The organism is Aeribacillus sp. FSL K6-3256, from assembly GCF_037965805.1.
Lineage (GTDB): Bacteria > Bacillota > Bacilli > Bacillales > Aeribacillaceae > Aeribacillus > Aeribacillus composti.
The window spans coordinates 2,639,226-2,666,189 of the sequence record NZ_CP150188.1 but is presented as its reverse complement, the minus strand read 5'-3'; the positions used below and the strand labels follow the sequence as shown (position 1 = coordinate 2,666,189).

Genomic DNA, 26,964 nt, shown 5'->3' with positions numbered 1-26,964 from the left:
ATATAAGCTTGAGGAGGATCAACATGGCAAAAAAAGGCCGAATTATATCATTTTTTATCATTGTTTTCGCCCTTTTAGGTTTGACTGGCGCAACGACAAAACCAATCGTAGAAGGCATTACGCTTGGTCTTGATTTAAAAGGCGGCTTTGAAGTTTTATATGAAGTGAAGCCGGTAAATAAAGGAGATAAAATTGACCGTCAAGCCCTTTTAAGTGCAGTTGAAGCGCTGGACAAAAGGGCGAATGCACTTGGAGTGAGCGAACCAAATATCCAAATAGAAGGGAATGACCGAATTCGCGTTCAGCTTGCAGGCGTGACGGATCAGACTGAAGCTCGGAAAATTTTGTCGACGCAGGCAGAACTGACCTTTCGTGATGTCAATGACAAAGAATTACTAAACGGTTCAGACTTAGTGCAAGGCGGTGCCAAGCAATCATTTGACCAAAACGGTAAACCGAACGTTGTCGTTGAGCTAAAGGATGCGAAAAAATTTAAAGAAGTGACAGAGAAAATAGTAAAAATGGCGCCTGAAAATAAGCTGATTATATGGCTTGATTGGGAAGAAGGCGACTCGTATAAAAAAGAAGCAGCAAAAGCGAATCCGAAATTTTTGTCCGATCCGTACGTAAATGAAGTGTTTGATACGACTACGGTCACGATTGAAGGACAATTTACGGTAGAAGAAGCGCAGCAATTAGCAAGTTTGCTGAATGCTGGTGCATTGCCAGTGAAGCTGCACGAAATTTATTCAACTTCTGTCGGGGCAAAATATGGGGAACAAGCGATGCAATCAACCATTTATGCGGGTTACGTCGGCGTAGGCCTCATTATGCTGTTCATGATCTTTTACTATCGCTTGCCGGGATTGATCGCATCTATCACGCTTGTTTCATACATATACCTCATTTTAGTTGTGTACAATTGGATGCATGCGGTGCTTACATTGCCGGGGATCGCCGCCCTTATTTTAGGGGTTGGGATGGCAGTTGACGCGAACATTATTACAGACGAACGAATTAAGGATGAATTAAAGCTTGGAAAAAGTGTCCGATCTGCTTTTAAAGCAGGAAACAAAAGATCGCTTTTAACCATTTTTGATGCCAATATTACGACAATACTCGCAGCTGTTGTTTTGTTTATTTTTGGAACAAGCTCTGTAAAAGGATTTGCGACAATGCTCATTGTCAGCATTATTATATCCTTCCTTACGGCGATTTATTTAAGCAGATTGCTGCTCGGATTGCTCGTGGAGAGCCGGGCATTTGACAAAAAGCCGCATTGGTTTGGCGTGAGGAAAAGCGATATTTTGGATATTACGAAAACGAATAAAGATACCGATGTCCCAACTCGCTTTGATCATATTGATTTTGTTAAACATCGGAAAAAGTTTTTCGTTTTATCAAGTGTATTAATTGTCGCAGGCATCATCATCCTCTTTGTTGCTAAATTGAATCTAAGCATCGATTTTACGAGCGGAACGCGGGTCGAGCTAGCGACAAATGAGCCGCTATCGGCTGATACAATCGAAAAAGAATTCAAATCAATCGGGCTTAAGCCGGATGAAATTGTATTATCTGGTAATGATAAAAGCACAGCAGTTGTACGATTTGTAGGCGCATTTGATAAAGAAACGATTTCAAATGTAAAAGAACATTTCACAGAGTTGTATGGGATAGAGCCAAATATAAGCACGGTTTCGCCAACAGTCGGAAAAGAGCTGGCGCGAAATGCTCTCATCGGTGTTGCAATTGCTTCCATTGGGATTATCATATATGTATCCATCCGCTTTGAATTTTATATGGCGCTTGCAGCTGTGCTTGCCCTATTGCACGATGCCTTTTTTATCGTTTCCTTTTTCAGCATTACCCGTCTTGAAGTAGACATTACATTTATCGCGGCCGTGTTGACGATTATTGGTTACTCGATCAACGATACGATTGTTACGTTTGACCGTATAAAAGAAAACATGGGAAAAGCGAAAAAAATAAAAACATTTGAGCAGCTTACGGAAATTGTCAACAAAAGCTTGCGGCAAACCTTTACAAGATCGATTAACACCGTTTTAACCGTGATCTTTGCTGTTGTCGCTCTCATTTTATTCGGAAGCTCGTCCATTTTAAATTTCTCGATTGCTTTGTTGGTTGGATTGATCGCAGGCGTTTATTCCTCTTTGTTTATCGCCAGCCAGCTTTGGCTCGTTTGGAAATGGAAGCAAATTGAAAAACGTTCTGTAAAAGAAAACTAGTGAACAGCCGCTGTAAAAGTTCGAAGGGGCTGTCCAAAAAGTCAGGGTTAACTGACTTTTTGGGGCTCCTTCATTTTAGGGATTTATCGGACAGACTATTTTTCCTATCTTGTGTTTAGGGGCTGTCTTTGAAAGTCAAATCGCCATTGAAAACAAAAAATCATAAACACCGATATATCAACGTTTCTAAAACATTAATGGGGGCGTCAATAAGCCGTAAAAACGACTTATTAGACATCCCCCTTTTCTTATGCTCTCTTTCTTCATTACGTTCTCCAAAAGTTTTATGACGGACATTCAGCGCATACAATTTATTCCAGTCGGACTTCATTGCCTCTATGAAGGACATTTACAAATTTTATTCGATTATTTTTGTCCTTCACAATGTATTTCTCCAAACTTCTTCATTTTGGGAACTCATCGGACAGCCCCTCTCTTTCTTATGAAGAAACATAACCTTGAAAATAGTGTTTGAAAACATTTCATTTCGTTCTGTATAATAGGAGAAGTTGAGGGGTGAAATTATGCTGAGATCTAAATTTCGTTGGAATCGTTTATATAGGGATGAGTCCAACGAAGAGGCTGTTCGAGCATTAATCGACTCTTTGAATATTACATATTTGACTGCTCGATTACTTGTGAATCGCGGCATTCAAAATGTTGAAGAAGCAAAAGAGTTTTTACATATAAAGGAACCTTCATTTCATGATCCTTTTTTGTTGGATGGGATGGAGCGGGCATGTGAGCGTATTTTTGCAGCAATCCGCGCTGGTGAAAAGATTGTCGTATACGGTGATTATGATGCGGACGGCGTTTCCAGCACTGCCGTCCTGTTGACGGCATTAAAGGAATTGGGGGCAAACGTCGATTTTTACATACCGAATCGATTTTCAGAAGGATACGGGCCAAACGAACATGCTTTCCGAATGATTCATGAAAAAGGATGCAGGCTGATTATAACAGTTGATACCGGCATCGCGGCAATCAATGAAGCGGATTTAGCCAAAAGGCTTGGAATCGACCTCATTATAACAGACCATCATGAACCGGGGCCTGTTTTGCCTGATGCGTATGCGATCATTCATCCGAAATTGCCAAATTCAACATATCCTTTTAAGGAGCTGGCAGGTGTAGGCGTTGCTTTTAAAATGGCCCATGCCCTTTATGGAAAGGTTCCAGAATCTCTGATAGAGATCGCAGCCATTGGAACAATTGCTGATTTAGTACCTCTATACGGAGAAAATCGGCTTCTTGCGAAAAAAGGGATTGAAAAATTAAAAACGACGACAAGACCTGGCATAAATTCGCTTCTTTCCATTGCTGGAGTGGACAAATCTTCCGTAAATGAGGAAACGATAGGATTTGTTTTAGGACCGAGAATTAATGCGGCAGGGAGGCTGCAAGAAGCCGATCCTGCCGTTGAATTGTTGTTGACAGATGATAAAGAAAAAGCTGATATGCTTGCTAAGGAAATCGATCAATTAAATAAGCAAAGGCAGAAGCTTGTACAAGAGATAACGGACGAAGCGATTAAGGAAATTGAGAAAAATTTTCCAATCGAAGACAATCCTGTTTTAGTCGTCGCAAAAGAAAACTGGAATTCTGGAGTGATCGGAATCGTTGCTTCCAGATTGGTCGAAAAATTTTACCGTCCTGCCATCGTGTTGAGCATTGATCGTGAGACAGGTCTTGCCAAAGGGTCTGCGCGAAGCATTCAAGGGTTTGATCTATTTAAAAACTTATCGGAATGCAGGGAGCTTCTCCCTCATTTTGGAGGCCATACGATGGCTGCTGGCATGACGCTGAAAGCAGAGCATATTGACGAGCTGCGCCAAAAAATGATCGATCTTGCAAATAGTCAGCTTTCAGATGAAGATTTTATTCCTGTAAAAAACATTGAATGTGCCTGTTCATTGGAGCATGTCACAATAAAAGCAGTCGAAGAGCTGGAGAAGCTTGCCCCTTTCGGAGTCGATAATCCGAAGCCGCTCTTTTTACTAGAGAATGTCAATGCGGCAGATGTTAGAAAAATTGGGGTAAACGGAAATCATTTGAAAATGAAGATTGAGGAGAAGGAATTTGAATTAGATGTCGTCGGCTTTGGACAGGGAGAATTGGCAGAAGAAATATCTCCTTTCGCAAACGTTTCTATTGTCGGTGAGCTTGCGATCAACGAATGGAATTATGTAAAAAAGCCGCAGCTATTGCTTCAAGACCTTGCCGTGCCAGCGTGCCAGCTTTTTGATTGGCGAGGTTCAAGAGGAACGGAGGCTTTGCTCTCTAAACTTCCTGCTGAAAAACGATTGCTGATCGCCTTTCATGAAGAATCTATAAAATTATATAAAGATCAACCGTACATTCATGAAATTCATATAATATCAGAAATAAAGGATTACAAAAATATAGATGTTTCCAATAAGTATGTTGTATTTCTCGATATGCCCCCGGCAATCGAATTTCTTGTTTCAGCATTTGAGCAAGGAATGCCTGAAAGAATTTATGCTATTTTTTATCAGCATGCAGACCACTTTTTTCAAACAATGCCGACAAGAGAGCATTTTAAATGGTATTACGCATTCTTAACGAAAAAAAGTTCTTTCGATTACAAAAAATATGGGGAAGATTTAGCCAAATACCGTGGCTGGACAAAAGAAACGATCTTTTTTATGACAAAGGTGTTTTTTGAACTTGAATTTGTTACAATAAACAATGGTGTGATTACATTAAACAAAAAGGTGAAAAAACGGGATTTATCAGAATCCGGAACATATCAGCAGAAGCTGGATCAAATGAAACTGGAACAGCAGCTTCTCTATTCTTCTTATCAAGAACTGAAGGAATGGTTTGAAAAGGCAGTCTTGAAACGAGATGCCGATAAATTTTTACAAGTTCATGAATGGTAAACAACCGAGGAGGACGAGTGATGGATTTAAAAAAATACGTGACAATTGTTGAAGATTTTCCAAAACCGGGCATTTCTTTTAAAGATATCACAACATTAATGGACAACGGGGAAGCATTTAAATATGCAACAGACCAAATTGTTCAATATGCGCGTGAAAAGAAGATTGATATTGTTGTCGGTCCAGAAGCAAGAGGGTTTATCATCGGCTGCCCAGTTGCTTACTCTCTCGGAGTTGGTTTTGCACCTGTTCGAAAAGAAGGCAAGCTTCCGCGCGAAACGATCAAGGTGGAATACGGGCTTGAGTACGGAAAAGATGCATTAACCATTCATAAAGATGCGATTAAGCCTGGCCAGCGAGTGTTAATAACCGATGATTTGCTGGCGACTGGAGGAACGATTGAAGCTACTATTAAATTAGTGGAACAGCTTGGCGGAGAGGTTGCCGGCATTGCCTTTTTAATTGAATTGTCTTATCTTGAGGGCAGAAAAAGGCTTGAAGGCTATGATATATTAGCATTGATTAAATATTAATCGGCGCAAATCTATAAATGAAGCACTCTTAATGGGTGCTTTTTTTTAAAACAATAAAATGAAAAACTTTAGAAATTGTAATATTTTCCATCCACTCGCAAAATAGCTGCAGCAGCTCTATTTTTTTTACCCCTTTTCAAAAGGATCGTATTCTTCTCTTTACATGTTTGTTAATTTTATTTAATAATAAAAACAATAACGTATATACAATTAAAGGTGATCCCATGGCAAACGAACAAATGTTGACAGCTGAACAGATCTTCGAAAAAGCGGAAAAGTATCTTCCGCCTGACGATATAGAGTTTATAAAAAAAGCATACGAGTTTGCAAAAAACGCCCATCATGGGCAATATCGCAAATCAGGCGAACCATATATTATGCATCCGGTGCAGGTTGCCGGGATTCTAGTAGATTTGGAGCTGGATCCTACAACGATTGCCGGCGGCTTTTTACATGATGTTGTGGAAGATACGGATGTGACATTAGACGAGCTTCGACAAGAATTTAACGATGAAGTCGCTATGCTTGTGGATGGAGTAACAAAGCTGGGAAAAATTAAATATAAATCAAAAGAAGAGCAGCAGGCGGAGAATCACCGGAAAATGTTTGTCGCTATGGCGAAGGACATTCGGGTCATTTTAATTAAACTGGCAGACCGTCTTCACAATATGCGTACGTTAAAACATTTGCCGCAGGAAAAGCAGCGAAGAATCGCCAATGAAACGTTGGAAATATTTGCTCCTCTCGCCCATCGCCTCGGAATCTCAAAAATCAAATGGGAACTTGAAGATACAGCCTTGCGGTATTTAAATCCGCAGCAATACTACCGAATTGTCAATTTGATGAAAAAGAAACGTGCAGAACGGGAAAAGTATGTTGAAGAGGTAATTGAAGATTTAAAGAAGCGAATTGAAGAAGTAAAGATAAAGGCAGAGCTGTACGGCCGGCCGAAGCATATTTATTCCATTTATCGAAAAATGGTTCTCCAAAATAAACAATTTAACGAAATATATGATTTGCTGGCTGTGCGAATTATTGTGAACAGCATAAAAGACTGCTACGCAGTGCTTGGCATCATTCACACATGCTGGAAGCCGATGCCTGGCAGATTTAAAGATTATATTGCAATGCCAAAAACAAACATGTATCAATCCATTCACACGACTGTCATCGGTCCGAAGGGGGATCCCCTTGAGGTTCAAATTCGCACATACGAAATGCATGCGATCGCTGAATACGGGATTGCTGCCCATTGGGCTTATAAAGAAGGAAAAAGCATTACATCTTTTGATAAAAAACTGAGCTGGTTTAGAGAAATATTGGAGTTTCAAAACGATTCTTCCAACGCCGAAGAATTTATGGAGGCATTGAAAGTTGATCTGTTCTCTGACATGGTGTTTGTATTTACTCCAAAAGGAGATGTCATTGAGCTTCCCGCCGGGTCAATTCCGATTGATTTCGCCTACAGAATTCATTCTGAAATAGGCAATAAGACGATCGGAGCAAAAGTAAACGGAAAAATAGTGCCTCTAGATTATAAATTAAAAACCGGAGATATAGTGGAAATATTGACGTCGAAGCATTCTTACGGTCCGAGCCAAGATTGGCTTAAATTGACGCAGACCTCTCAAGCGAAAAATAAAATTCGCCAATTTTTCAAAAAGCAGCGCCGAGAGGAGAATGTTGAAAAAGGAAAAGAATTAATTGAAAAAGAAATTAAAGCGATGGATTTTGATGTGAAAGAAGTCCTTACTCAGGAAAATATAAAACGTGTCGCGGAAAAATTTAATTTTTCAAACGAGGACGATATGTATGCGGCGGTTGGCTTCAACGGCATTACTGCTTTACAGGTTGCAAACCGCCTAGTCGAAAAAATTCGCAAACAGCGGGATATAGAAGAGCAGGAAAAATTGATGGAAAAGGTGGTTCAACAAGGTGCAAGGCGGCCGAAGCGCCGTGATGCAGGAGTGTCTGTAAAGGGTATTGATAATTTGTTAATCAGGCTTTCCCGCTGCTGCAACCCAGTTCCTGGCGATGATATTGTCGGATTTATTACAAAAGGAAGAGGGGTATCTGTTCACCGGTCTGATTGTCCAAATGTCAATAAAGAGGATGCAAAAGACAGGTTAATTGAAGTGGAATGGGAAAATCAGCTGGACGGCCGGAAGGAATACAATGTGGAAATTGAGATTTTAGGTTTTGACCGGCGCGGCTTATTAAATGAAGTGCTCCAGTCTGTAACAGAGACGAAGACAAACATTACGACAATTTCGGGAAGAACGGACCGTAACAAAGTAGCGAACATCCATTTAGGAATTTCGATTCAAAATGTCAGCCATCTTCAAAAAGTTGTGGATCGGATCAAGCAAATACCGGATGTATATTCAGTGCGGAGAATTATGAATTAAGAAAGGAAATACATGATGAAAGTTGTAGTACAACGAGCAAGGAATGCAAATGTCAAAGTAGATGGACAAGTTGTTGGTTCGATTGAGTTCGGTTTAATGGTGCTAGTCGGTGTTACGCACGAGGATACGGAAAAAGATGCAGAGTTTTTAGCGGATAAAGTGGCCAATTTGCGCATATTTGAGGATGAAGAAGGGAAAATGAATTTATCTCTTTTAGATGTTGGGGGCGAAGTTTTATCCGTCTCCCAATTTACGCTGTACGGCGATTGCCGGAAAGGAAGAAGGCCAAATTTTATGCAAGCAGCCAAACCGGATATTGCTGAAAAACTATATGAATCTTTCAACGACAAACTGAGAGAAAAAGGCGTACGTGTTGAAACGGGTTCTTTCGGAGCGATGATGGCTGTTGAATTTACAAACGTTGGCCCAGTAACATTGATTATCGAAAGCAAATAAAAAAATCGTGAGCGAGCTGCTCACGATTTTTTTATGAGTTTACATATTTGACGACCGCTTTATAAATCGCTTGTGAGATTTTCTCTTGGTAAGCGTTTGTGCTGACTGTCCACTCTTCCATAGGATTGCTCAAAAAACCTAGTTCAAGCAAAGCAGCAGGACGTTTATTTTCACGCAGCACAAAATAATTTCCAAATTGAACACCACGGTTTCTTAAATTGACATGCCTCACCATCTCTTTGTGAATTACATTTGCTAATGCTTTATCCTTTGCAGAATTGTAATAAAAAGTTGTGATTCCATTTGCGCTTGGAATGATTGAGCTATTATAATGGATGCTCACAAAGGCGTTTGCGTTGTTTTTTACAGAAATTCCTACACGGGATTGCAGGCTGATATATGTATCGTCGCTTCTAGTTAAAACTGCATTTACACCTGCTCTTTTTAATTTGTTGTACACAAGTTTAGCTGTTTTTAAGGTTAAATGTTTTTCCAGCGTCCCTCTGACACCGATCGTCCCGCTGTCATAGCCTCCGTGGCCCGGATCGATAATGACTTTTTTACCGTTTGACGGTATGCTTGTCCCTTTATTGGAATTGTTTTCGCTTGTTGTTGTGACGACCCAGCTTGCTACATAAGCTGTTTGACCGTTTCGGAGCTGAATTTTATACCAATTATTATAAATCCCTACAATTGGAAAAGTCTGCCCTTTGTTTCCTCTTTGAACAATTTTTGCAGAAGTGGAAGGTGCACTGCGCAAATTTGTTCCGTCGTATAAAAGGACAACTGATTGAGCGCCGTTTGTTTTCTTTGAGCCAGCTTCGATATATCTTTTGGATGCCCAGCCTGTTTTGTTTTTCGCATATCTAATTTGATACCAATCTCCGTTTGCACCTATGATTTCTACCTCTGTTCCTTTTTTAATGGTACCGACAATTTTTGAGTGTAAAGACGGACCGCTTCTAACATTTAACGAACTGGCTGTAATCCTTCCTTTTTGCGGGGAAGTGCTGCTGCTTTTAGCTGCTGCTTTGGTAATATATTGCTTCGACACCCACCCCGTCACATTGTTGTAGCGAATTTTATACCAATTGCCTTGTTCCGAAATGATTTCAACTTTCATGTTTTTTGTCAGCTTGCCGGTAATTGATGATTGTGCATTTGGTTTTGAACGAACATTTAATATAGTGGCTGTAACCGTACCGAGGCTATGCTTCTGATTCGAAGGGGTTTTGCTGGCTGCTGGAGCTACATATGCCGAAGAGACCCATCCTTGCCGGCCATTATAGGAAATTTTCACCCATTTCCCCTGTTTCGTCAACACATGCGCTTTTTCCCCTTTAGGAAACTGTCCAACAACTTTATAGTTTGTCCCGGGGCCAGAACGGATTCTTAACCCGGTAGTCGTAGAAACGACATAATCCTTTTTTTGAAGCTCGGTTTCTACTGAAAGAAGCCAATCGGCTACCCACCCGGAAGAGCCCTGTTTTAATTGAATTTTCACCCAATCTCCTTTCCTTGCAACAATCGGGTATTTTTCACCGTACCGAACGCTTTTCATTACGGGATAGCTTAAACCGGGACCTGTCCGGACATTTACTTTATCTTGCTTAATGACTGCATATTGCGTATCCGCTTGGGCTGAATGAAAAACTGGAGCGGTAGAAGTAAAAAGCAGTGAAAGCAACAGAACGATTAAAAAGCATTTTTTTCGCAATGGCCATGCTCCTTTCACATTCATGCAAAAAACTATTTCTATTTTTATTTCGGCATTTCCTTTTTTACATTGAGTATTTTTTCATTTTTTTGCGGGAAAACTAAGACGCAAATTCTGATGAAAAAGAAAGGGGAAAAATATGCGGTCCAGTGAAAAACATTCTTTCTCCGCATCAATTTTTCATGACCAGTTTGGTATTTCTTTCATTGATCATACGATGCAGGATATTTTAATAGAGGTTTCGTTTGAGCATGGTTTAAATCAAGAGGAGGCGAAAAAGCTCCGTGATCGGCTCAGCCGTTCTTGACATGACACAGTATTGTTCGTATGATAATATAAAATTCTAGATTTAAAAATAACGTACATAAACAACCGATGACGGAGACAAGTAGCTGGGATGCACATGGACAGAGAGGAAAGGCCTTAGGCTGAAAGCCTTTCCCCATGATCGCTTAGTGAAGAACACTCCGGAGGTTTTCCTCTGAAAGGTGTAAAAGTAGGAGGAAACGTAAATAGGCGTTAACTTTTAAGTGGAAGCATTGCTTCAATTAGGGTGGCACCACGGGAGACTCTCCCGTCCCTACGGGAATCGTCAGGGGACGGGTTTTTTTATGGAATTTATTTTATAAGTGGAGGAGAATCGACAATGGCTTTTCAAATCCCGCGAGGTACACAGGATATTTTGCCGTCGGAGGCTTCAAGATGGCAATATGTTGAGAAAAAAGCTAGGGAAATATGCCGTCTTTATCGCTTTCAAGAAATTCGAACCCCCATTTTTGAACATACGGAATTATTTCAAAGGGGTGTAGGCGAATCAACCGATATTGTCCAAAAAGAAATGTACACTTTTTCCGACAGGAAAGGAAGAAGTTTAACATTAAGACCGGAAGGAACGGCAGCAGTCGTCCGCGCTTTTGTTGAAAAGAAAATGTACGCCGATCCGAACCAGCCTGTAAAGCTTTTTTACATCGGTCCTATGTTTCGGTATGAAAGACCGCAATCAGGGCGTTTTCGGCAATTTGTTCAATTCGGTGTGGAGGCTCTCGGCTCGGACGACCCTGCGCTGGATGCTGAAGTTATTTCTTTGGCGATGGCGTTTTATCAATCGCTCGGCTTAAAAAAATTGAAGCTTGCCATTAACAGTTTGGGAGATCAAGAGAGCAGAGCTGCACATCGTGCTGCTTTAGTCAACCATTTTAAGCCGAGAATTGGAGAATTTTGCTCTGATTGCCAAAAGCGGCTTGAGCAAAATCCGTTAAGAATACTTGATTGTAAACAAGACCGCGAGCATGAATTGATGAAAAGCGCCCCTTCCATCATTGACTTTTTAAACGATGAATCAAAGCAATATTTTGATCAAGTGTTAAAATATTTAACGGAGCTTGGCATTGAGTATGAAATCGATCCAAATCTCGTTCGCGGATTGGATTATTATAACCATACAGCATTTGAAATCATGAGCAATGCGGAAGGGTTTGGGGCGATTACGACTTTATGCGGCGGCGGAAGATATAACGGCTTGGTCGAAGAAGCCGGAGGGCCAAGCACGCCGGGGATCGGCTTTGCTTTAAGCATTGAACGCCTGTTAGCAGCAATTGATGCTGAAAACATCGCTCTTCCGATTGAAAAAGGTCTAGATTGTTATATTGTGGCACTGGGAGATCGGGCGAAGGAACGGTCGGTATCTCTATTGCAGGAAATGCGGAAAGCCGGCATTTCTGCAGACAAAGATTATGAAAATAAGAAAATGAAAGCACAACTGAAGCAAGCGGACAGGCTTCAAGCCAAATTTGTCATCATCATAGGTGATGAGGAATTAGAAAAAGGCGTGGCGAACGTAAAAAACATGGCAACAGGCGAACAAGATGCGGTGGCATTTGAACGACTTGCAGAGTATATAAAAGAGAGAAAGTAAAGGAGAGTATGTAGGATGTTTGGACGTTCGTATTATTGTGGAGAAATTTCCGAAAAAGCAATCGGCGAAAAGGTCGTTTTAAAAGGATGGGTGCAAAGACGCCGCGATTTAGGAGGACTTATTTTTATCGACTTGCGCGACCGGACAGGAGTTGTCCAAATTGTTTTTAATCCTGAAGTTTCAAAGGAAGCGTTAGAAATAGCTGAAAAAATCCGCAGCGAGTATGTATTGGACATTGAAGGCGAAGTGGTGAAAAGATCGGAAGAGACGATTAATCCGAACATTCGAACAGGAAAAGTGGAAGTGGTTGTTCAATCGGTAACCATTTTAAACAGCGCCAAAACTCCTCCTTTTTCACTTGCGGATCAAAAAGCGGACATTTCCGAAGAGGTTCGTTTAAAATACCGTTATTTAGATTTGCGCCGTCCAGTCATGTTTGAAACGTTAAAAATGCGGCATCAAATTACGAGAGCGATTCGCAACTTTTTGGATGAAAATGGATTTATTGATGTGGAAACCCCCATTTTAACAAAAAGCACACCGGAAGGAGCACGGGACTATCTTGTCCCTTCTCGCGTCCATGAGGGGGAATTTTATGCGCTCCCGCAATCGCCGCAAATATTCAAACAGCTTCTAATGGTTTCAGGATTTGATAAATATTATCAAATTGCAAGATGCTTCCGAGATGAGGATTTGCGCGCAGACAGACAGCCGGAATTTACCCAAATAGATATAGAAACTTCTTTTATGAGCCAAGAAGATATTATGAATCTAACCGAAAAGATGATGGCTCATGTGTTAAAAGAAGTGAAAGGAATCGAGCTTACTCTTCCATTCCAACGCATGCCATATGATGAGGCGATGGCGCGCTTTGGGTCGGACAAGCCGGACGTTCGATTCGGCCTGGAGCTTGTTGATGTATCTGAAATTGTGAAAAGCTCCGCTTTCAAAGTTTTCAGTCAAGCAGTTGCAGGTGGAGGGCAAGTAAAGCTAATCAATGTAAAAGGAAAAAAAGACGAATTTTCACGCAAAGATCTAGATGCTCTCCAAGAGTATGTTCACAATTATGGAGCGAAAGGTTTGGCTTGGCTTAAAGTAGAAGAAAATGAAGTAAAAGGCCCAATTGCAAAATTTCTATCAGAAAATGAACAAAATAGTATTTTGCAAGCAGCTGAAGGACAGAATGGAGACTTGCTTCTGTTTGTTGCCGACAAGCCGAATGTTGTTGCTGATTCGTTGGGGGCTCTCAGACTAAAACTAGGAAAAGATTTAGGGCTGATCGAAGAAGATAAACTTGAATTTTTATGGATTACGGATTGGCCGCTCGTTGAATATAATGAAGAAGACGGCCGCTATTATGCATTGCATCATCCGTTTACTATGCCGTTTCGTGAGGACTTGGAGTACTTTGAGAAAGACCCTCTCAAAATGCGGGCTCAAGCATATGACTTAGTGTTAAATGGATATGAACTTGGCGGAGGGTCGATTCGGATTTTTGAAAAAGACGTTCAAGAAAAGATGTTTAAACTTCTTGGTTTTACAGAGGAACAAGCAAGAGAACAGTTCGGATTTTTGCTGGAAGCCTTCGAATACGGTACGCCGCCGCATGGTGGAATTGCACTAGGATTGGATCGGATTGTAATGCTTTTGGCAGGAAGAACAAATTTACGGGATACGATTGCCTTTCCGAAAACAGCAAGTGCGAGCTGTTTGTTAACGGAGGCACCAAGCCAAGTAAGCAAAGAGCAATTGGATGAACTGCATCTTGAAGTGAAACATAGCTCAAGGTAATAATTTCCATTATTTGTTTTTTATCTTGAAATCTCATGCTAATTATGATATTCTTTATTCAAAATTTAAGTCCTGATGTGTGCGTCGTACACCTAGTTTTGACCGAACAACGATTTAAATGGGAGCCCGGAGTTTCTAAAGTGAGTAAATGCCTCTTATGCATATGGCACGAGGACTTACAAAGCTTTAGAACAGGGCACCCACCTGCTGAGAGCGGGTTCAAAACGAAGGAAACGGCGACGGCACAATTGGGACTTTTTTAGTTTGTACACTGAATTTTGACAAATTGGAGTGATTTTTTTTGCTTCATCAGTTTTCCCGAAATGAACTAGCGATTGGAAAAGAAGGTTTACATAAATTGAAAAACAGCTCCGTAGCCGTTTTAGGGGTTGGCGGAGTTGGATCTTTTGCCGTCGAAGCTCTTGCACGATCAGGCATCGGGCGATTGATTTTGATCGATAAAGATGATGTCGATATTACGAATATTAACCGGCAAATCCATGCGCTTTTGTCGACGGTTGGAAAACCGAAAGTGGATTTAATGAAAGCAAGAATTGCTGACATTAATCCGGATTGTGAAGTAATTGCATTAAAAATGTTTTACACGGAAGAGACGTATGAAGACTTTTTTAAGCTAAACCCTGACTATGTGATTGACGCCAGCGATACGATCAGCTATAAAATTCATTTAATGAAGGAATGCCTGAAACGGAATATTCCTATTATTTCAAGCATGGGGGCAGCCAACAAAACGGATCCAACCCGTTTCCGAGTAGCAGATATTTCAAAAACACATACAGATCCGATTGCCAAAGTGATTCGAACGAAACTGCGAAAAGAAGGGATCCGAAAGGGAATTCAAGTCGTATTTTCTGATGAACGCCCTGTTGTTATTAGAGAAGATGTCAGAAAAGAAGTCGGTAATAACGAATCAACGATCCGCAAAGCAAAAATGCCCCCGTCATCAAATGCCTTTGTGCCATCCGTAGCCGGATTGATTATGGCTGGTCATGTGATTAATGAATTGCTGAAGGATATAAAAATTTATCGTGTCGGCGACGACGATTAAAAAATGGGGGTGTCAAATAAGCCGTTTTTCGGCTTATTGACGCCCCCTTTTATTTACGTTTTCCATGGGGTTTTGACATTTTGGACAATCCTATTTATATTTTCAAGATGACGCGGACATGACCGAAGCTTCCTATTCGTCCTTTTCTTTTTTCTTTTTCTCGATATTTTCATATATTTGCGCTAAAGCCTGCTCGAATTTGCCCGTTCTTTTTGGCTTGTAATATTTTTTATGCTTGATGGGGTCAGGCAAATATTGCTGGTTTACCCAGCCTGATTCATAATCGTGCGGATATAAATAGTTCACGCCTCTGCCAAGCTGCTTTGCTCCTTTATAATGAGCATCCCGCAAGTGGGAAGGGACCTCGCCTGTCACTCCTGAGCGAATGTCGGCTAAAGCTGCATCAATCGCTTTATAAGCAGAGTTTGATTTAGGGGATAAACATAGTTCAATCACCGCATTGGCCAAAGGGATGCGTGCTTCGGGAAAACCGATGCGCTCAGCTGCTTCTATAGCCGAAAGAGTTCTAGGTCCCGCTTGCGGATTTGCAAGACCAATATCTTCATAGGCGATGACCGTTAAACGCCTTGCAATCGAAGAAAGATCCCCTGCCTCAATTAATCTGGCCAAATAGTGAAGCGCTGCGTTTACATCGGACCCGCGAATAGACTTTTGAAAAGCAGATAAAACATCGTAATGATGATCTCCGTCTTTATCGTGGGAAAAGCTCTTTTTTTGCATGCACTCTTCAGCAATTTCAACCGTAATGCAAATGTTCCCATTCTCATCTTCCTTTGTTGATAAAACGGCGAGTTCTAATCCATTTAACGCCGCACGCACATCTCCGCCGGAGCTTTCGGCAAAATGTCTTAGAGCTTCGTCGCTGATTTGAACAGGAAAGTCGCTCAGTCCTCTTGGGTCTGTAAGAGCTCTTTTCAGGGCAATCATAATGTCATCTGGAGAAAGAGGGTGCAATTCGAAAATTTGACAGCGGCTCCGAATCGCCGGGTTAATGGCATGATACGGATTGCTTGTCGTTGCACCGATTAAAATAATCATGCCGTTTTCTAAATATGGAAGCAAAAAATCTTGTTTCCCTTTATCAAGTCTGTGCACTTCATCTAAAATGAGAATGATTTGCCCTGACATTTTTGCTTCTTCTACAACAATTTCCATATCTTTTTTATTGTGGACAACCGCATTCAGCTTTCGAAAAGGCGTGTTAGTGCTGCCTGCTATTGCTGTTGCAATAGATGTTTTTCCGATTCCAGGAGGTCCGTATAAAATCATCGAGCTTAAATATTTAGCTCGCACCATTCGTTCAATAATCTTTCCTTTTCCAACTAAATGTTCTTGTCCAATAATATCTTCTATTTTGGTTGGACGCATTCTATACGCTAAAGGTTCCATTTTATCGCTCCCAAATAAAAATCATATCATCTCATTTACCCACTAATAAAATAATATGCTATAATGTCTAAAGTTTAAAGTAGAACCAAAATGGTGAAAATCTTGAAAAAAACTAAAAAATAGGAGTGTAGAAACGTGAGAATTTCAACGAAAGGACGCTATGGTTTAACGATTATGATTGAATTGGCGCGAAAGTACGGAGAAGGACCGACATCTTTGAAAAGTATTGCACAATCTCATGATTTATCAGAGCATTATTTGGAACAATTAATTGCTCCTCTCCGCAATGCCGGACTTGTCAAAAGCATTCGCGGAGCTTATGGCGGATATATTTTAGCGAACGATCCGTCCAAAATAACGGCTGGTGACGTTATCCGTGTGTTGGAAGGACCGATCACCCCTGTTGAAGGAATTGAAGATGAACCGCCTGCTCAAAGGCATCTATGGTTAAAAATCCGCGATGCGGTGAAGGACGTTCTTGACAACACGACACTTGATGATTTAGCAAGCCATACAGGAGATAATGAGCAGGACGCTTACATGTTTTACATTTAAAGTCGGGAGGAATTAACTTTGGAACGGATATATTTGGATCATGCGGCAACATCGCCAGTCCATCCCGCAGTTTTGGATAAAATGACAACCTTTATGAAGGATTATTTCGGCAATCCGTCTAGCATCCATTCTTTTGGCAGAGAAAGCAGACGAGAAGTGGATGAGGCTCGAGAGCTCCTTGCCAAAAGTATTCATGCCGACCCAAAAGAAATCATATTTACTAGCGGAGGAACAGAAGCAGATAATTTAGCGGTGATTGGAACAGCGCTTGCTAATAAAGAAAAAGGAAACCATATTATCACAACAGAAATTGAGCATCCGGCTGTCCTCCAATCTTGCCGCTATCTAGAAAAAAACGGATTTCACGTTACGTATTTGCCTGTCAATCAATCGGGAGTTATTTCTGTCGAGGATCTTAAAAAAGCTTTAAAAGATGAAACGATTCTTGTCACAGTCATGTATGGAAATAATGAAGTAGGTGCCTTACAGCCTATTTCAGAAATAGGAAGCTTATTACAAAACCATCAAGCGTATTTTCATACCGATGCAGTTCAAGCATACGGACTCGTTCCAATTGATGTTCGCGAGCTGAATGTCGATCTGCTGTCGGTTTCCGGTCATAAAATAAATGGGCCGAAAGGGATCGGTTTTTTATATGCAAAAGCTGGGGTGAAATTCACTCCGCGCATGCATGGCGGTGAGCAGGAATTGAAGAGAAGAGCCGGAACGGAAAATGTTCCAGCGATTATCGGGTTTGCGGAAAGCGCAAAAATTGCAGAACAAACAAGAAAGGAAAAAACAGAGCAATATGTGCATTTTAAACAAATCATGATCGATGTGTTTGAACAAGAGGGCATTTCCTTCGCTGTGAACGGCTCGATTGACAACAGCTTGCCTCATATATTAAACGTTTTCTTTCCGGGAACAAACGTTGAATCGCTACTTGTCAACCTCGATTTGGCGGGAATTGCGGCATCAAGCGGATCAGCTTGTACAGCAGGATCAGTTGAACCGTCGCATGTGCTCGTTTCAATGTTTGGCAAAAATTCAAAAGAAATAACTTCATCGGTTCGATTCAGCTTCGGCTTAGGAAATACGGAGGCACAAATTGAATCGGCTGCCAAAAAAACAGCCGAGATTGTTAAAAGGTTAACGTCAAAATAGAAAGAGGTGAGAGAGATGGAAAAGGCGCCGCATGAAACAAGAGTCGTAGTCGGGATGTCTGGCGGAGTAGATTCATCTGTAACTGCTTTGCTCCTAAAAGAACAAGGGTACGAAGTCATCGGGGTCTTTATGAAAAATTGGGATGATACGGATGAAAACGGCGTATGTACGGCAACGCAAGATTATGATGATGTAATCCGTGTATGCAATCAGCTTGGGATTCCTTATTATGCAGTGAATTTCGAAAAAGAGTATTGGGATAAAGTGTTCACTTACTTTTTAGAGGAATATAAAGCTGGAAGAACGCCAAATCCCGATGTCATGTGCAATAAAGAAATTAAATTTAAAGCATTTTTGGAGCATGCAGCTGACTTAGGCGCGGACTATATCGCAACAGGCCATTATGCACGGGTAAAATACCGCGATGGTGTGTACAAATTGCTCAGAGGAAAGGATCCAAACAAAGATCAAACGTATTTTTTGAATCAGCTGAATCAGAAGCAGCTGTCAAAGGTCATGTTCCCCATCGGGCATCTTGAAAAAAAAGAAGTTAGAGAAATTGCGGAAAAAGCAAACTTGGCAACAGCAAAGAAAAAAGATTCAACAGGCATCTGCTTTATTGGCGAGCGGAACTTTAAAGAATTTTTAAGCCAGTATTTACCTGCTCAACCCGGCAAAATGGAGACGTTGTCTGGTGAGGTAAAAGGGAAGCATGACGGGCTTATGTATTATACGATCGGTCAACGCCATGGACTCGGAATAGGAGGAAATGGCGATCCTTGGTTTGTGGTTGGAAAAAATTTGAAAAATAATATTTTATATGTTGAACAAGGATTTCATAATGAACATTTATATTCAGACTCCATTATCGCAACAAATGTAAACTGGATAACCGGTGTAAAACCAACAGATGAGCTTGTTTGCACCGCAAAATTTCGCTACCGCCAGCCTGATCAGCCGGTAAAAGTGAAAATGATCGGTGATCAAACTGCACAAATTTCGTTTGAACAGCCGGTCCGTGCCGTTACACCAGGACAAGCTGTCGTTTTTTATAATGGAGAGGAATGTCTGGGAGGCGGCATTATCGATAAAGTATTTCGCAACGGCGAAAAACTGTGGTATGTCGGTTAAAGAGATAAGCTGTACCGATCGGAATGAGATTTGTTAACTTGGCGCAGCCTCTTTGTCTTTGGATGTGAAAGGATGAAATGGATGCATAAAAATCAACTGGCTTTAGAAGCAATAAAAGAAGGGAAATGGGAAGAAGCAGCGAAATATTTTGCAGAAGCATTGGAAGAAAATCCAAACGACCCTGTGTTATACGTAAATTTTGGGAATTTGCTTGCCTCTTCAGGTGATGCAGAAAGAGCATTGAAATTTTATGAAAAGGCGATTGAGATTGATAAAGGGACGGCTACTGCGTATTACGGCATTGGAACCGTTCATTATAATGCGGGAGATTATCATAAAGCGAAAACATTTTTTGATCAGGCGGAAAAGTATGGGCTTGCTCATAAAGATGTCTATTTTATGCTTGGAATGTCTCTTTACCAGCTTGAACAGCCCCGTCTTGCACTTCCATATTTTTTGCGGGCGGTTGAGCTGGATGAACAAGACGCCAGCGCTCACTTTCAATATGGTTTATGTTTAGCACAAGCAGGCCACATTCAAGAAGCAAAAAAAGAGTTTGAAAAAACGATCGACCTCGATCAACATCACGCAGATGCTTATTATAATTTAGGTGTTGCGTACGCATTTGAAGAAAATAGAGAAGAAGCTTTAAAAATGTTTGATATGGCGCTTTCCATTCAACCGGATCATTTGCTTGCGGGCAACGGGAAAAGGCTGTTAGAAGAGATGATTTAAACGAAATTAGGAGGAAAGAGGATGGGCGGTCAACAGGAGAGTTTGTTTCATGAGGAAAGTACTCCTTTTGTTCGCGGAGTCATTAAACATATTGTGTTCCAGAATGAGCAAAATTTTTATACTGTTATTAAAGTGAAAATTGAAGAGACGAATGAACAGTTTGAGCAAGATCAAGTGACCGTGACGGGTTTTTTTCCTCTTCTCCAATTACATGACAGCTATACGTTTTTTGGCGCAAAAAAATACCATCCAAAATTCGGCGTACAATTTCAAGCTGAGCGTTTTCAAAAGGAGCTTCCAACTACGAAAGAAGGAGTTATTCAATATTTATCAAGCGGGCTTTTTAAAGGAATCGGCAAAAAAACAGCGGAAGCGATCGTGAATGAACTGGGGGAACATGCGATTTCGATTATTTTGGAGGATCCCGATTCATTAAAAAGAGTGAAGAAGCTTTCAAAGGAAAAAGCCAAAATACTGGCTGAAACACTGAAGGAACATCAAGGTTTAGAAGGGGTTTTAATCGGATTAAATCAGCTTGGCATTGGGCCTGCACTTGGGATGAAAATTTATCAGCTATATCGGGAGGATACGCTTAAAATCATTCAAAAAAACCCATATCAATTGGTGGAAGATATTGAAGGGATCGGCTTTATTCGAGCGGATGAAATTGGGAGAGAGCTTGGGATCTCCGGCAATCATCCCGACCGGCTGAAGGCGGCTTGTTTGTTCACTATTGAACAAGATGCTGTAAAAGAAGGACATGTATATGTTACAAAAGTTCAGCTGATGGAAAAAGCGAAAAAATTGCTCACCCAAAATGGAGAAGACATATCTGATCAGGATATTGAAAGAATCATTCTTGAATTGGAAGAAGATCGAAAAATTATCGTCGAGGAAGATCGAATTTATTTACCCTCTCTTTACTATGCTGAAGTGGGACTTGCCAATAACATTGAAGAAATTTTAACCCAAAACCAATTTCAAGATATGTTTCCTGAATCAGAATTTTTGCTGGAGTTAGGAAAACTGGAAGAAAAAATGAATGTTCAGTATGCCCCCTCTCAAAAAGAAGCCATTCAGCGGGCTATTCATTCGCCGATTCTTTTGCTGACCGGCGGGCCTGGAACGGGAAAAACAACCGTTATCAAAGGCATCGTTGAAATTTATGCGAACCTCCATGGCCTTTCATTGAACCCAAAAGAATATCAAAAGAAGGAAGAGCCGTTTCCCATTGTACTGGTGGCACCTACCGGACGAGCTGCAAAAAGAATGGCAGAAGCAACCGGTCTTCCTGCCGTCACAATCCACCGCCTTTTAGGATGGAATGGTTCAGAAGGATTTGAACACAATGAGGATCATCCGATTTCTGGAAAGCTTCTGATTGTTGATGAAGTATCAATGGTTGATATTTGGCTCATGCATCAATTGTTTAAATCGCTTCCTTCGGACATACAAATTGTTCTTGTCGGAGACGAACACCAGCTTCCGTCCGTTGGACCCGGCCAAGTGCTTCGCGATTTGATTCAATCCGGACGAATCCCAGTTGTTACACTGACAGATATTTATAGACAAGCAGAAGGATCTACAATTATTGATTTGGCCCATTCAATCCGCCAAGGAACTCTTCCAGCGAACCTTTTGCAAACGACACAAGACAGATCGTTTATTCCTTGTACAACATCACAAATAAAAGAAGTTATAACGAGAGTAATTGAGAACGCTTTGAAAAAAGGATATTCTGCGAAGGATATACAGGTGTTGGCACCGATGTACAGAGGGATTGCCGGCATTGATCAGTTGAATGAAATGCTTCAGGAAATGTTAAACCCCCCTTCAAAAGAAAAAAGAGAGATCAAGCATGGCAACGTTATTTACCGAATCGGGGACAAAGTGCTGCAGCTCGTCAATCAGCCTGATCAAAACGTGTTTAATGGCGATATTGGGGAGATTGTTTCTATTTTTTACGCAAAAGAAAATGTCGAAAAAGAAGATATGGTGGTCATTTCTTACGACGGTATCGAAGTAACCTATACGAAGCAAGATTTTAATCAGTTTACTCATGCTTACTGCTGCTCCATCCATAAAGCGCAGGGAAGCGAATTTCCGATTGTCATTTTGCCGGTAGTAAAAGGCTACTTTCGGATGTTGAGAAGAAATTTGATTTATACAGCTGTTACAAGGAGCAAGCAATTTTTAATTATGTGCGGAGAATGGGAAGCGTTAAAAATGGGAGTATACAACAATCAGGAGTCGATGAGGCAGACAACCTTAAAAGAGAGGCTGAAAACGTCTGAACTTGTCGAGCTGAAAGAGGAGCTTCCTTTTCCACTAGAAGATGCCAACATTGGGATGGAGAACATCACTCCATATGATTTTATGGAAGAGGGCGAAGGATAATAAATTTGTTCCTTTCCATAAGATCGATAACGATTGACAGATGATGCTACAAACAGGGGACAAATTGTTTAAGCATAAAAAGCATGCTTTATAGAGACGTATAATTTTTTTGAAAATGGTAACAAATAGTAGTGTGCATAGCGAGAACATACCGGATTAATAAATAATTAAATAAATGAATAAAGAAGGTGTCCCTGTTTGTTTACATGTCCGAATTGTAAAAGCAAAGATATTGGAAAAATCGGAGTCAATCAGTATTATTGTTGGCATTGTTTTATTGAGCTTACCGTTACAAAAGGCATTATTCACACACATCAAGTAGAAGAAGACGGAACACTAAGTTCTTTAGATGACTTGTTTCCTGAAGAAGATCGTGCGATTTGAGGCGCCTAAAATGGGCGCCTTCATGCATATTTTCGTGAGCATTCCTCAAAATAATAAGAGGAGGGATGCGGGATGAATGAGCGAGAGCGGAAATGGCTTTTCCGAATCATTTTTTTTCTCATTTTATCATTGTTTGTATATATGGTTCTTCAGCTAAAAGTCATTTGGTTTCCTATTTTCAAAATGTTAAAAGCTGTTTTAATTCCTTTTATGCTTTCCGGCTTCATTACCTACTTGCTTCATCCCGTAGTGGAAAAACTTTACCGTTCAGGTGTTCCAAGAACATGTTCGATTCTCATCATCTATTTTATTTTTTTCGGAGGAGTCGGTTTTAGCTTTTATAAAGGTGTCCCAATTTTTGTTGAACAAATGAAAGACCTTTCCGAAAATATCCCTATGTTTACAAAATATTACCAAAGCTGGACGGATAAAATTCATGACGGAACAACCAATTTACCTGGAGAAATTCATCATCGAATTGAATCTTTTATTGCTGGAATGGAAACATCCGTCGCTGCCTTTCTTGAACGGATGCTTTCAAGCATGAAGTCAATTATTGATTATGCTGTTATTATTGGTGTCATTCCCTTTCTCGTTTTTTATATGTTGAAAGATTATGAGAAAATGAAAAAGGCCATTTGGTACTTCACCCCGAAGAAATGGAGACGTGAAGGGAGACGTTTTTTAGAAAACGTCGATGAGTCGCTCGGAAGTTATTTGCGGGGGCAACTATTTGTTTGTTTTCTGATCGGGCTGGCGGCTTCGATTTTGTTTTGGCTGTTTAAAATTAAATATCCGTTAATTTTAGGGACGATTATCGGAATGACCAATATTATTCCTTATTTCGGTCCATTTATCGGTGCGGTTCCTGCTTTGATGGTCGCTGCGACGCTCTCCATTAACAAAATAATTGTAGTGCTTTTCATCATTTTTGGGCTGCAATTTATTGAAAGTAATATTCTTGGCCCTTTCATCGTTGGGAAAAGCCTGCATATGCATCCGATGGTGATTATTATGGCGCTCTTGGCGGGCGGAGAAATCGGCGGAGTGATCGGTTTAATTTTAGCTGTGCCTTTTATCACTGTTCTGAAAGAGATATTGCTGCATATCATCCGTCTGAGGAAAGCGCATTGACAAGCGATTTTTCGTTGTCTATAATTCGTGATAGACATGGAATAAGTGCATGAAAGCGATGACGAATCGAGTATGTTGCAGTCCATCTTAAAAGAGAGGGGCTTCCGAGGCTGAAAGAAGCTCTAGATGAAGGGCAACAGAACGCTAATTCTGAGTGCAGGCAAAACCTGACGAAAATGCCACGTTACGGCAAATGAAGGTGATGAGCAATTGGCTCATAATCAGGGTGGTACCGCGAGTAACTCTCGTCCCTGTGTAAATCAGAGCATTTACATAGGCGAGAGTTTTTATTTTGCGAGAAAAATGAAGACATTTTAGGAGGAATGCCATGAAAAAGCTCACTTCAGCACAAGTTCGTCAAATGTTTTTAGATTTTTTTAAGGAAAAAGGACATTCGGTTGAACCGAGCGCTTCTTTAATTCCGGTTGATGATCCGTCACTATTGTGGATCAACAGCGGTGTCGCAACATTGAAAAAATATTTTGACGGAAGGGTTGTTCCTGAAAATCCGAGAATTACTAACGCACAAAAATCAATCCGAACAAACGATATTGAAAATGTCGGAAAAACAGCGCGCCATCATACATTTTTCGAAATGCTCGGAAATTTCTCAATCGGCGACTATTTTAAAGAAGAGGCGATTGAATGGGCATGGGAATTTTTAACAAGCGAAAAATGGATTGGCTTCGACCCAAATAGATTATCAGTTACTATTCATCCGGAAGATGAAGAGGCGTATGACATTTGGAAAAATAAAATCGGGTTGCCGGAAGAACGAATTATCCGTTTGGAAGGGAATTTCTGGGATATTGGTGAAGGGCCAAGCGGACCAAATACTGAAATATTTTATGATCGTGGAGAAGAATTTGGAAACGATCCAAATGATCCGGAACTTTATCCCGGTGGGGAAAACGAACGCTATTTGGAAGTTTGGAATCTTGTTTTTTCTCAATTTAATCATAATCCTGATGGAACTTACACTCCGCTTCCAAAAAAGAATATTGATACAGGCATGGGCTTAGAGCGAATGGTTTCTGTCATTCAAAATGCGCCGACCAACTTTGACACAGATCTCTTTTTACCGATCATTCAAGCTACCGAAAAGATTTCGGGGGAAGCTTATCGAACCGACAAAGAGAAAGATGTCGCTTTTAAAGTGATTGCCGACCATATCCGCACGGTTACATTTGCTGTTGCAGACGGTGCGCTACCTTCTAATGAAGGCAGAGGGTATGTACTTCGCCGTCTTATCCGCAGAGCGGTTCGGTATGCAAAAACGATCAACATAGACCGCCCGTTTATGTATGAATTAGTTCCGGTTGTAGCGGAAATTATGAACGATTACTATCCGGAAGTAAAAGAAAAAGCATCCTTTGTTCAAAAGGTAATTAAAAATGAGGAAGAGCGTTTCCATGAGACTCTCCATGAAGGGCTTGCCATTTTAGCGGATGTAATCAAAAAGCAGAAAGAACAGGGTAGCCGAATAATTCCAGGCGAAGATGTGTTTCGGCTTTACGACACATATGGTTTTCCAGTGGAATTGACGGAGGAATACGCACAAGATGAAGGCATGGAGCTGGATTATGAAGGCTTTGAACGAGAAATGGAGCATCAAAAAGAACGTGCAAGAAAAGCCAGACAGGATGTCGACTCGATGCAAGTGCAAAGCGGAATTCTTGTGGAATTAAAAGAGGAAAGCAAATTTGTCGGCTACAATACCCTAGAAGCAAATGCACGGGTGCTTGTGATCATAAAAGATGGGGAATTAGTCGATCAAGCCGAGAGCGGGGAAGAGGTCCAAATTATATTGGACGAGACGCCTTTTTATGCTGAAAGCGGAGGTCAAATTGCTGACAAAGGAATCATCAAAAATGATGATGTGGTCTTAAACGTAAAAGATGTGCAAAAAGCGCCGAACGGCCAACACTTGCACCGGGCTGTCATCGAAAAAGGCGTTTTGACAAAAGGAGCAGCAGTTTACGCTTCCGTTTGTGCAGAGTCTAGAAAATCCATCGTGAAAAATCATACAGCGACACATTTGCTGCACCAAGCGCTGAAGGACGTGCTGGGCGTACATGTCAACCAAGCTGGATCGCTTGTTGCTTCCGACCGTCTCCGTTTTGACTTTTCACATTTTGGACAAGTTTCAACAGAAGAGCTGGAAAAAATTGAACGAATTGTAAATGAGAAAATTTGGGAAAGCATTCCAGTCTCTATCGAGCACATGCCTCTTGACGAAGCGAAAGCGATGGGCGCGATGGCTTTATTTGGAGAAAAATACGGAAAAATTGTTCGCGTTGTTCAAGTAGGCGATTATTCGCTTGAGCTTTGCGGCGGATGCCATGTAACAAATACAGCGGAAATCGGACTGTTTAAGATTGTTTCCGAAACTGGAATTGGTGCAGGAACCCGCCGAATTGAAGCGGTGACAGGAAAAGAAGCGTACCGGTTTATGAATGAACAATATTTATTGTTAAAGGAAATTGGGGCAAAACTGAAAGCGAATGTAAAAAATCTGCCGGAGAGAATTGACAGTCTGCAGCAAGAAATAAAAGAACTACAGCGGGAAAACGAATCTCTTACGATGAAGCTTAGCAATCTGGAAGCGGGGAACATCGCTGAAAAAGCGGTAACGATCAAAGGTGTAACAGTTCTTGCGGAAAAAGTTCAAGTGAAAGATATGAACAGATTGCGCGGCATGGTCGATGAACTGAAGCAAAAGCTCGGCTCGGCTATTGTTGTGCTAGCAACGGTATCAGACGGAAAAGTAAATTTAGCAGCCGGCATCACAAAAGACTTAGTTGACAAAGGGTTCCATGCTGGAAAATTAATTAAGGAAATTGCAAGCCGCTGTGGAGGCGGCGGCGGCGGAAGACCTGACATGGCTCAAGCGGGAGGAAAAAATCCTGAACGGTTAGCTGAAGCTCTTCGTTTTGTCGAAGACTGGGTGAAATCCGTTTCATAAATTTCATTCATAGTGTAAAATGGATGTAGACAAGCAGATTCGCTTTTTAGT

19 protein-coding genes, 1 other RNA gene and 2 other annotated features are annotated in these 26,964 nt (G+C 41.0%); of the genes, 18 read left to right on the top strand and 2 right to left on the bottom strand.

What is annotated here, in order from left to right; all coding sequences use genetic code 11:
• Window positions 1-23: 23 nt before the first annotated feature.
• From secDF to dtd, 5 genes are all read left to right on the top strand, one after another.
• Entirely contained in the window at window positions 24-2,246 is a 2,223-nt protein-coding gene (gene secDF, locus NSQ84_RS12840; protein ID WP_327863351.1) for a protein translocase subunit SecDF, read from the top strand.
• A gap of 524 nt (window positions 2,247-2,770) precedes the next feature.
• The gene (recJ, locus tag NSQ84_RS12835) at window positions 2,771-5,149 is read left to right on the top strand and encodes a single-stranded-DNA-specific exonuclease RecJ (protein WP_327873383.1); all 2,379 of its coding nucleotides are present in this window, start codon (window positions 2,771-2,773) and stop codon (window positions 5,147-5,149) included.
• 20 nt (window positions 5,150-5,169) lie between these two features.
• A complete protein-coding gene (locus NSQ84_RS12830; protein WP_063387979.1) occupies window positions 5,170-5,682 on the top strand; it encodes an adenine phosphoribosyltransferase in 513 nt (170 codons plus the stop codon).
• Window positions 5,683-5,906: 224 nt separating this feature from the next.
• On the top strand, window positions 5,907-8,090 hold the full coding sequence (locus NSQ84_RS12825; protein ID WP_063387980.1) for a bifunctional (p)ppGpp synthetase/guanosine-3',5'-bis(diphosphate) 3'-pyrophosphohydrolase: 2,184 nt from the start codon (window positions 5,907-5,909) through the stop codon (window positions 8,088-8,090).
• Window positions 8,091-8,105: 15 nt separating this feature from the next.
• On the top strand, window positions 8,106-8,546 hold the full coding sequence (gene dtd / locus NSQ84_RS12820) for a D-aminoacyl-tRNA deacylase (RefSeq protein ID WP_063387981.1): 441 nt from the start codon (window positions 8,106-8,108) through the stop codon (window positions 8,544-8,546).
• A 31-nt stretch (window positions 8,547-8,577) separates the two neighbouring features.
• On the opposite strand, the gene NSQ84_RS12815 is transcribed toward dtd, so the two are convergent.
• Window positions 8,578-10,263 (bottom strand): SH3 domain-containing protein, encoded by a 1,686-nt coding sequence (locus NSQ84_RS12815; protein WP_327873384.1) that lies wholly within the window; start codon window positions 10,261-10,263, stop codon window positions 8,578-8,580.
• 139 nt (window positions 10,264-10,402) lie between these two features.
• Here NSQ84_RS12815 and NSQ84_RS12810 point away from each other — a divergent pair, with 139 nt between their 5' ends.
• The 5 genes from NSQ84_RS12810 (at window position 10,403) to NSQ84_RS12790 (ending at window position 15,038) form a co-directional block, all read left to right on the top strand.
• Window positions 10,403-10,570 (top strand): hypothetical protein, encoded by a 168-nt coding sequence (locus NSQ84_RS12810; RefSeq protein WP_327873385.1) that lies wholly within the window; start codon window positions 10,403-10,405, stop codon window positions 10,568-10,570.
• A gap of 59 nt (window positions 10,571-10,629) precedes the next feature.
• Window positions 10,630-10,848: a binding site (T-box leader), on the top strand.
• A gap of 61 nt (window positions 10,849-10,909) precedes the next feature.
• On the top strand, window positions 10,910-12,178 hold the full coding sequence (gene hisS, locus NSQ84_RS12805) for a histidine--tRNA ligase (RefSeq protein WP_063387983.1): 1,269 nt from the start codon (window positions 10,910-10,912) through the stop codon (window positions 12,176-12,178).
• 15 nt (window positions 12,179-12,193) lie between these two features.
• On the top strand, window positions 12,194-13,969 hold the full coding sequence (aspS, locus tag NSQ84_RS12800; RefSeq protein ID WP_327873386.1) for an aspartate--tRNA ligase: 1,776 nt from the start codon (window positions 12,194-12,196) through the stop codon (window positions 13,967-13,969).
• 66 nt (window positions 13,970-14,035) lie between these two features.
• A non-coding RNA gene (gene ssrS, locus NSQ84_RS12795) (6S RNA) lies at window positions 14,036-14,228 on the top strand.
• Between the two features lie 42 nt (window positions 14,229-14,270).
• Window positions 14,271-15,038 carry a tRNA threonylcarbamoyladenosine dehydratase gene (locus tag NSQ84_RS12790; RefSeq protein ID WP_063387985.1) on the top strand — a complete coding sequence of 256 codons (768 nt, stop codon included), beginning with the start codon at window positions 14,271-14,273 and terminating at the stop codon, window positions 15,036-15,038.
• A 132-nt stretch (window positions 15,039-15,170) separates the two neighbouring features.
• Here NSQ84_RS12790 and NSQ84_RS12785 read toward each other — a convergent pair whose 3' ends face one another.
• A complete protein-coding gene (locus NSQ84_RS12785) occupies window positions 15,171-16,448 on the bottom strand; it encodes a replication-associated recombination protein A (protein WP_063387986.1) in 1,278 nt (425 codons plus the stop codon).
• Between the two features lie 135 nt (window positions 16,449-16,583).
• Here NSQ84_RS12785 and NSQ84_RS12780 point away from each other — a divergent pair, with 135 nt between their 5' ends.
• The 8 genes from NSQ84_RS12780 (at window position 16,584) to alaS (ending at window position 26,913) form a co-directional block, all read left to right on the top strand.
• On the top strand, window positions 16,584-17,003 hold the full coding sequence (locus tag NSQ84_RS12780) for an Rrf2 family transcriptional regulator (protein WP_063387987.1): 420 nt from the start codon (window positions 16,584-16,586) through the stop codon (window positions 17,001-17,003).
• 18 nt (window positions 17,004-17,021) lie between these two features.
• Window positions 17,022-18,167, top strand: a complete 1,146-nt coding sequence (locus tag NSQ84_RS12775) for a cysteine desulfurase family protein (protein ID WP_063387988.1) — start codon at window positions 17,022-17,024, stop codon at window positions 18,165-18,167.
• Between the two features lie 15 nt (window positions 18,168-18,182).
• Window positions 18,183-19,298, top strand: coding sequence for a tRNA 2-thiouridine(34) synthase MnmA (mnmA, locus tag NSQ84_RS12770; protein WP_063387989.1), 1,116 nt, complete (start codon window positions 18,183-18,185; stop codon window positions 19,296-19,298).
• An 81-nt stretch (window positions 19,299-19,379) separates the two neighbouring features.
• The gene (locus tag NSQ84_RS12765) at window positions 19,380-20,033 is read left to right on the top strand and encodes a tetratricopeptide repeat protein (RefSeq protein WP_063388167.1); all 654 of its coding nucleotides are present in this window, start codon (window positions 19,380-19,382) and stop codon (window positions 20,031-20,033) included.
• A 21-nt stretch (window positions 20,034-20,054) separates the two neighbouring features.
• A complete protein-coding gene (locus NSQ84_RS12760; RefSeq protein WP_063387990.1) occupies window positions 20,055-22,430 on the top strand; it encodes an ATP-dependent RecD-like DNA helicase in 2,376 nt (791 codons plus the stop codon).
• A 198-nt stretch (window positions 22,431-22,628) separates the two neighbouring features.
• Entirely contained in the window at window positions 22,629-22,814 is a 186-nt protein-coding gene (locus NSQ84_RS12755) for a hypothetical protein (protein WP_063387991.1), read from the top strand.
• Between the two features lie 72 nt (window positions 22,815-22,886).
• The gene (locus tag NSQ84_RS12750; RefSeq protein WP_063387992.1) at window positions 22,887-23,948 is read left to right on the top strand and encodes an AI-2E family transporter; all 1,062 of its coding nucleotides are present in this window, start codon (window positions 22,887-22,889) and stop codon (window positions 23,946-23,948) included.
• Window positions 23,949-23,997: 49 nt separating this feature from the next.
• Window positions 23,998-24,204: a binding site (T-box leader), on the top strand.
• 72 nt (window positions 24,205-24,276) lie between these two features.
• The gene (gene alaS, locus NSQ84_RS12745) at window positions 24,277-26,913 is read left to right on the top strand and encodes an alanine--tRNA ligase (protein WP_311066348.1); all 2,637 of its coding nucleotides are present in this window, start codon (window positions 24,277-24,279) and stop codon (window positions 26,911-26,913) included.
• Window positions 26,914-26,964: the final 51 nt, after the last annotated feature.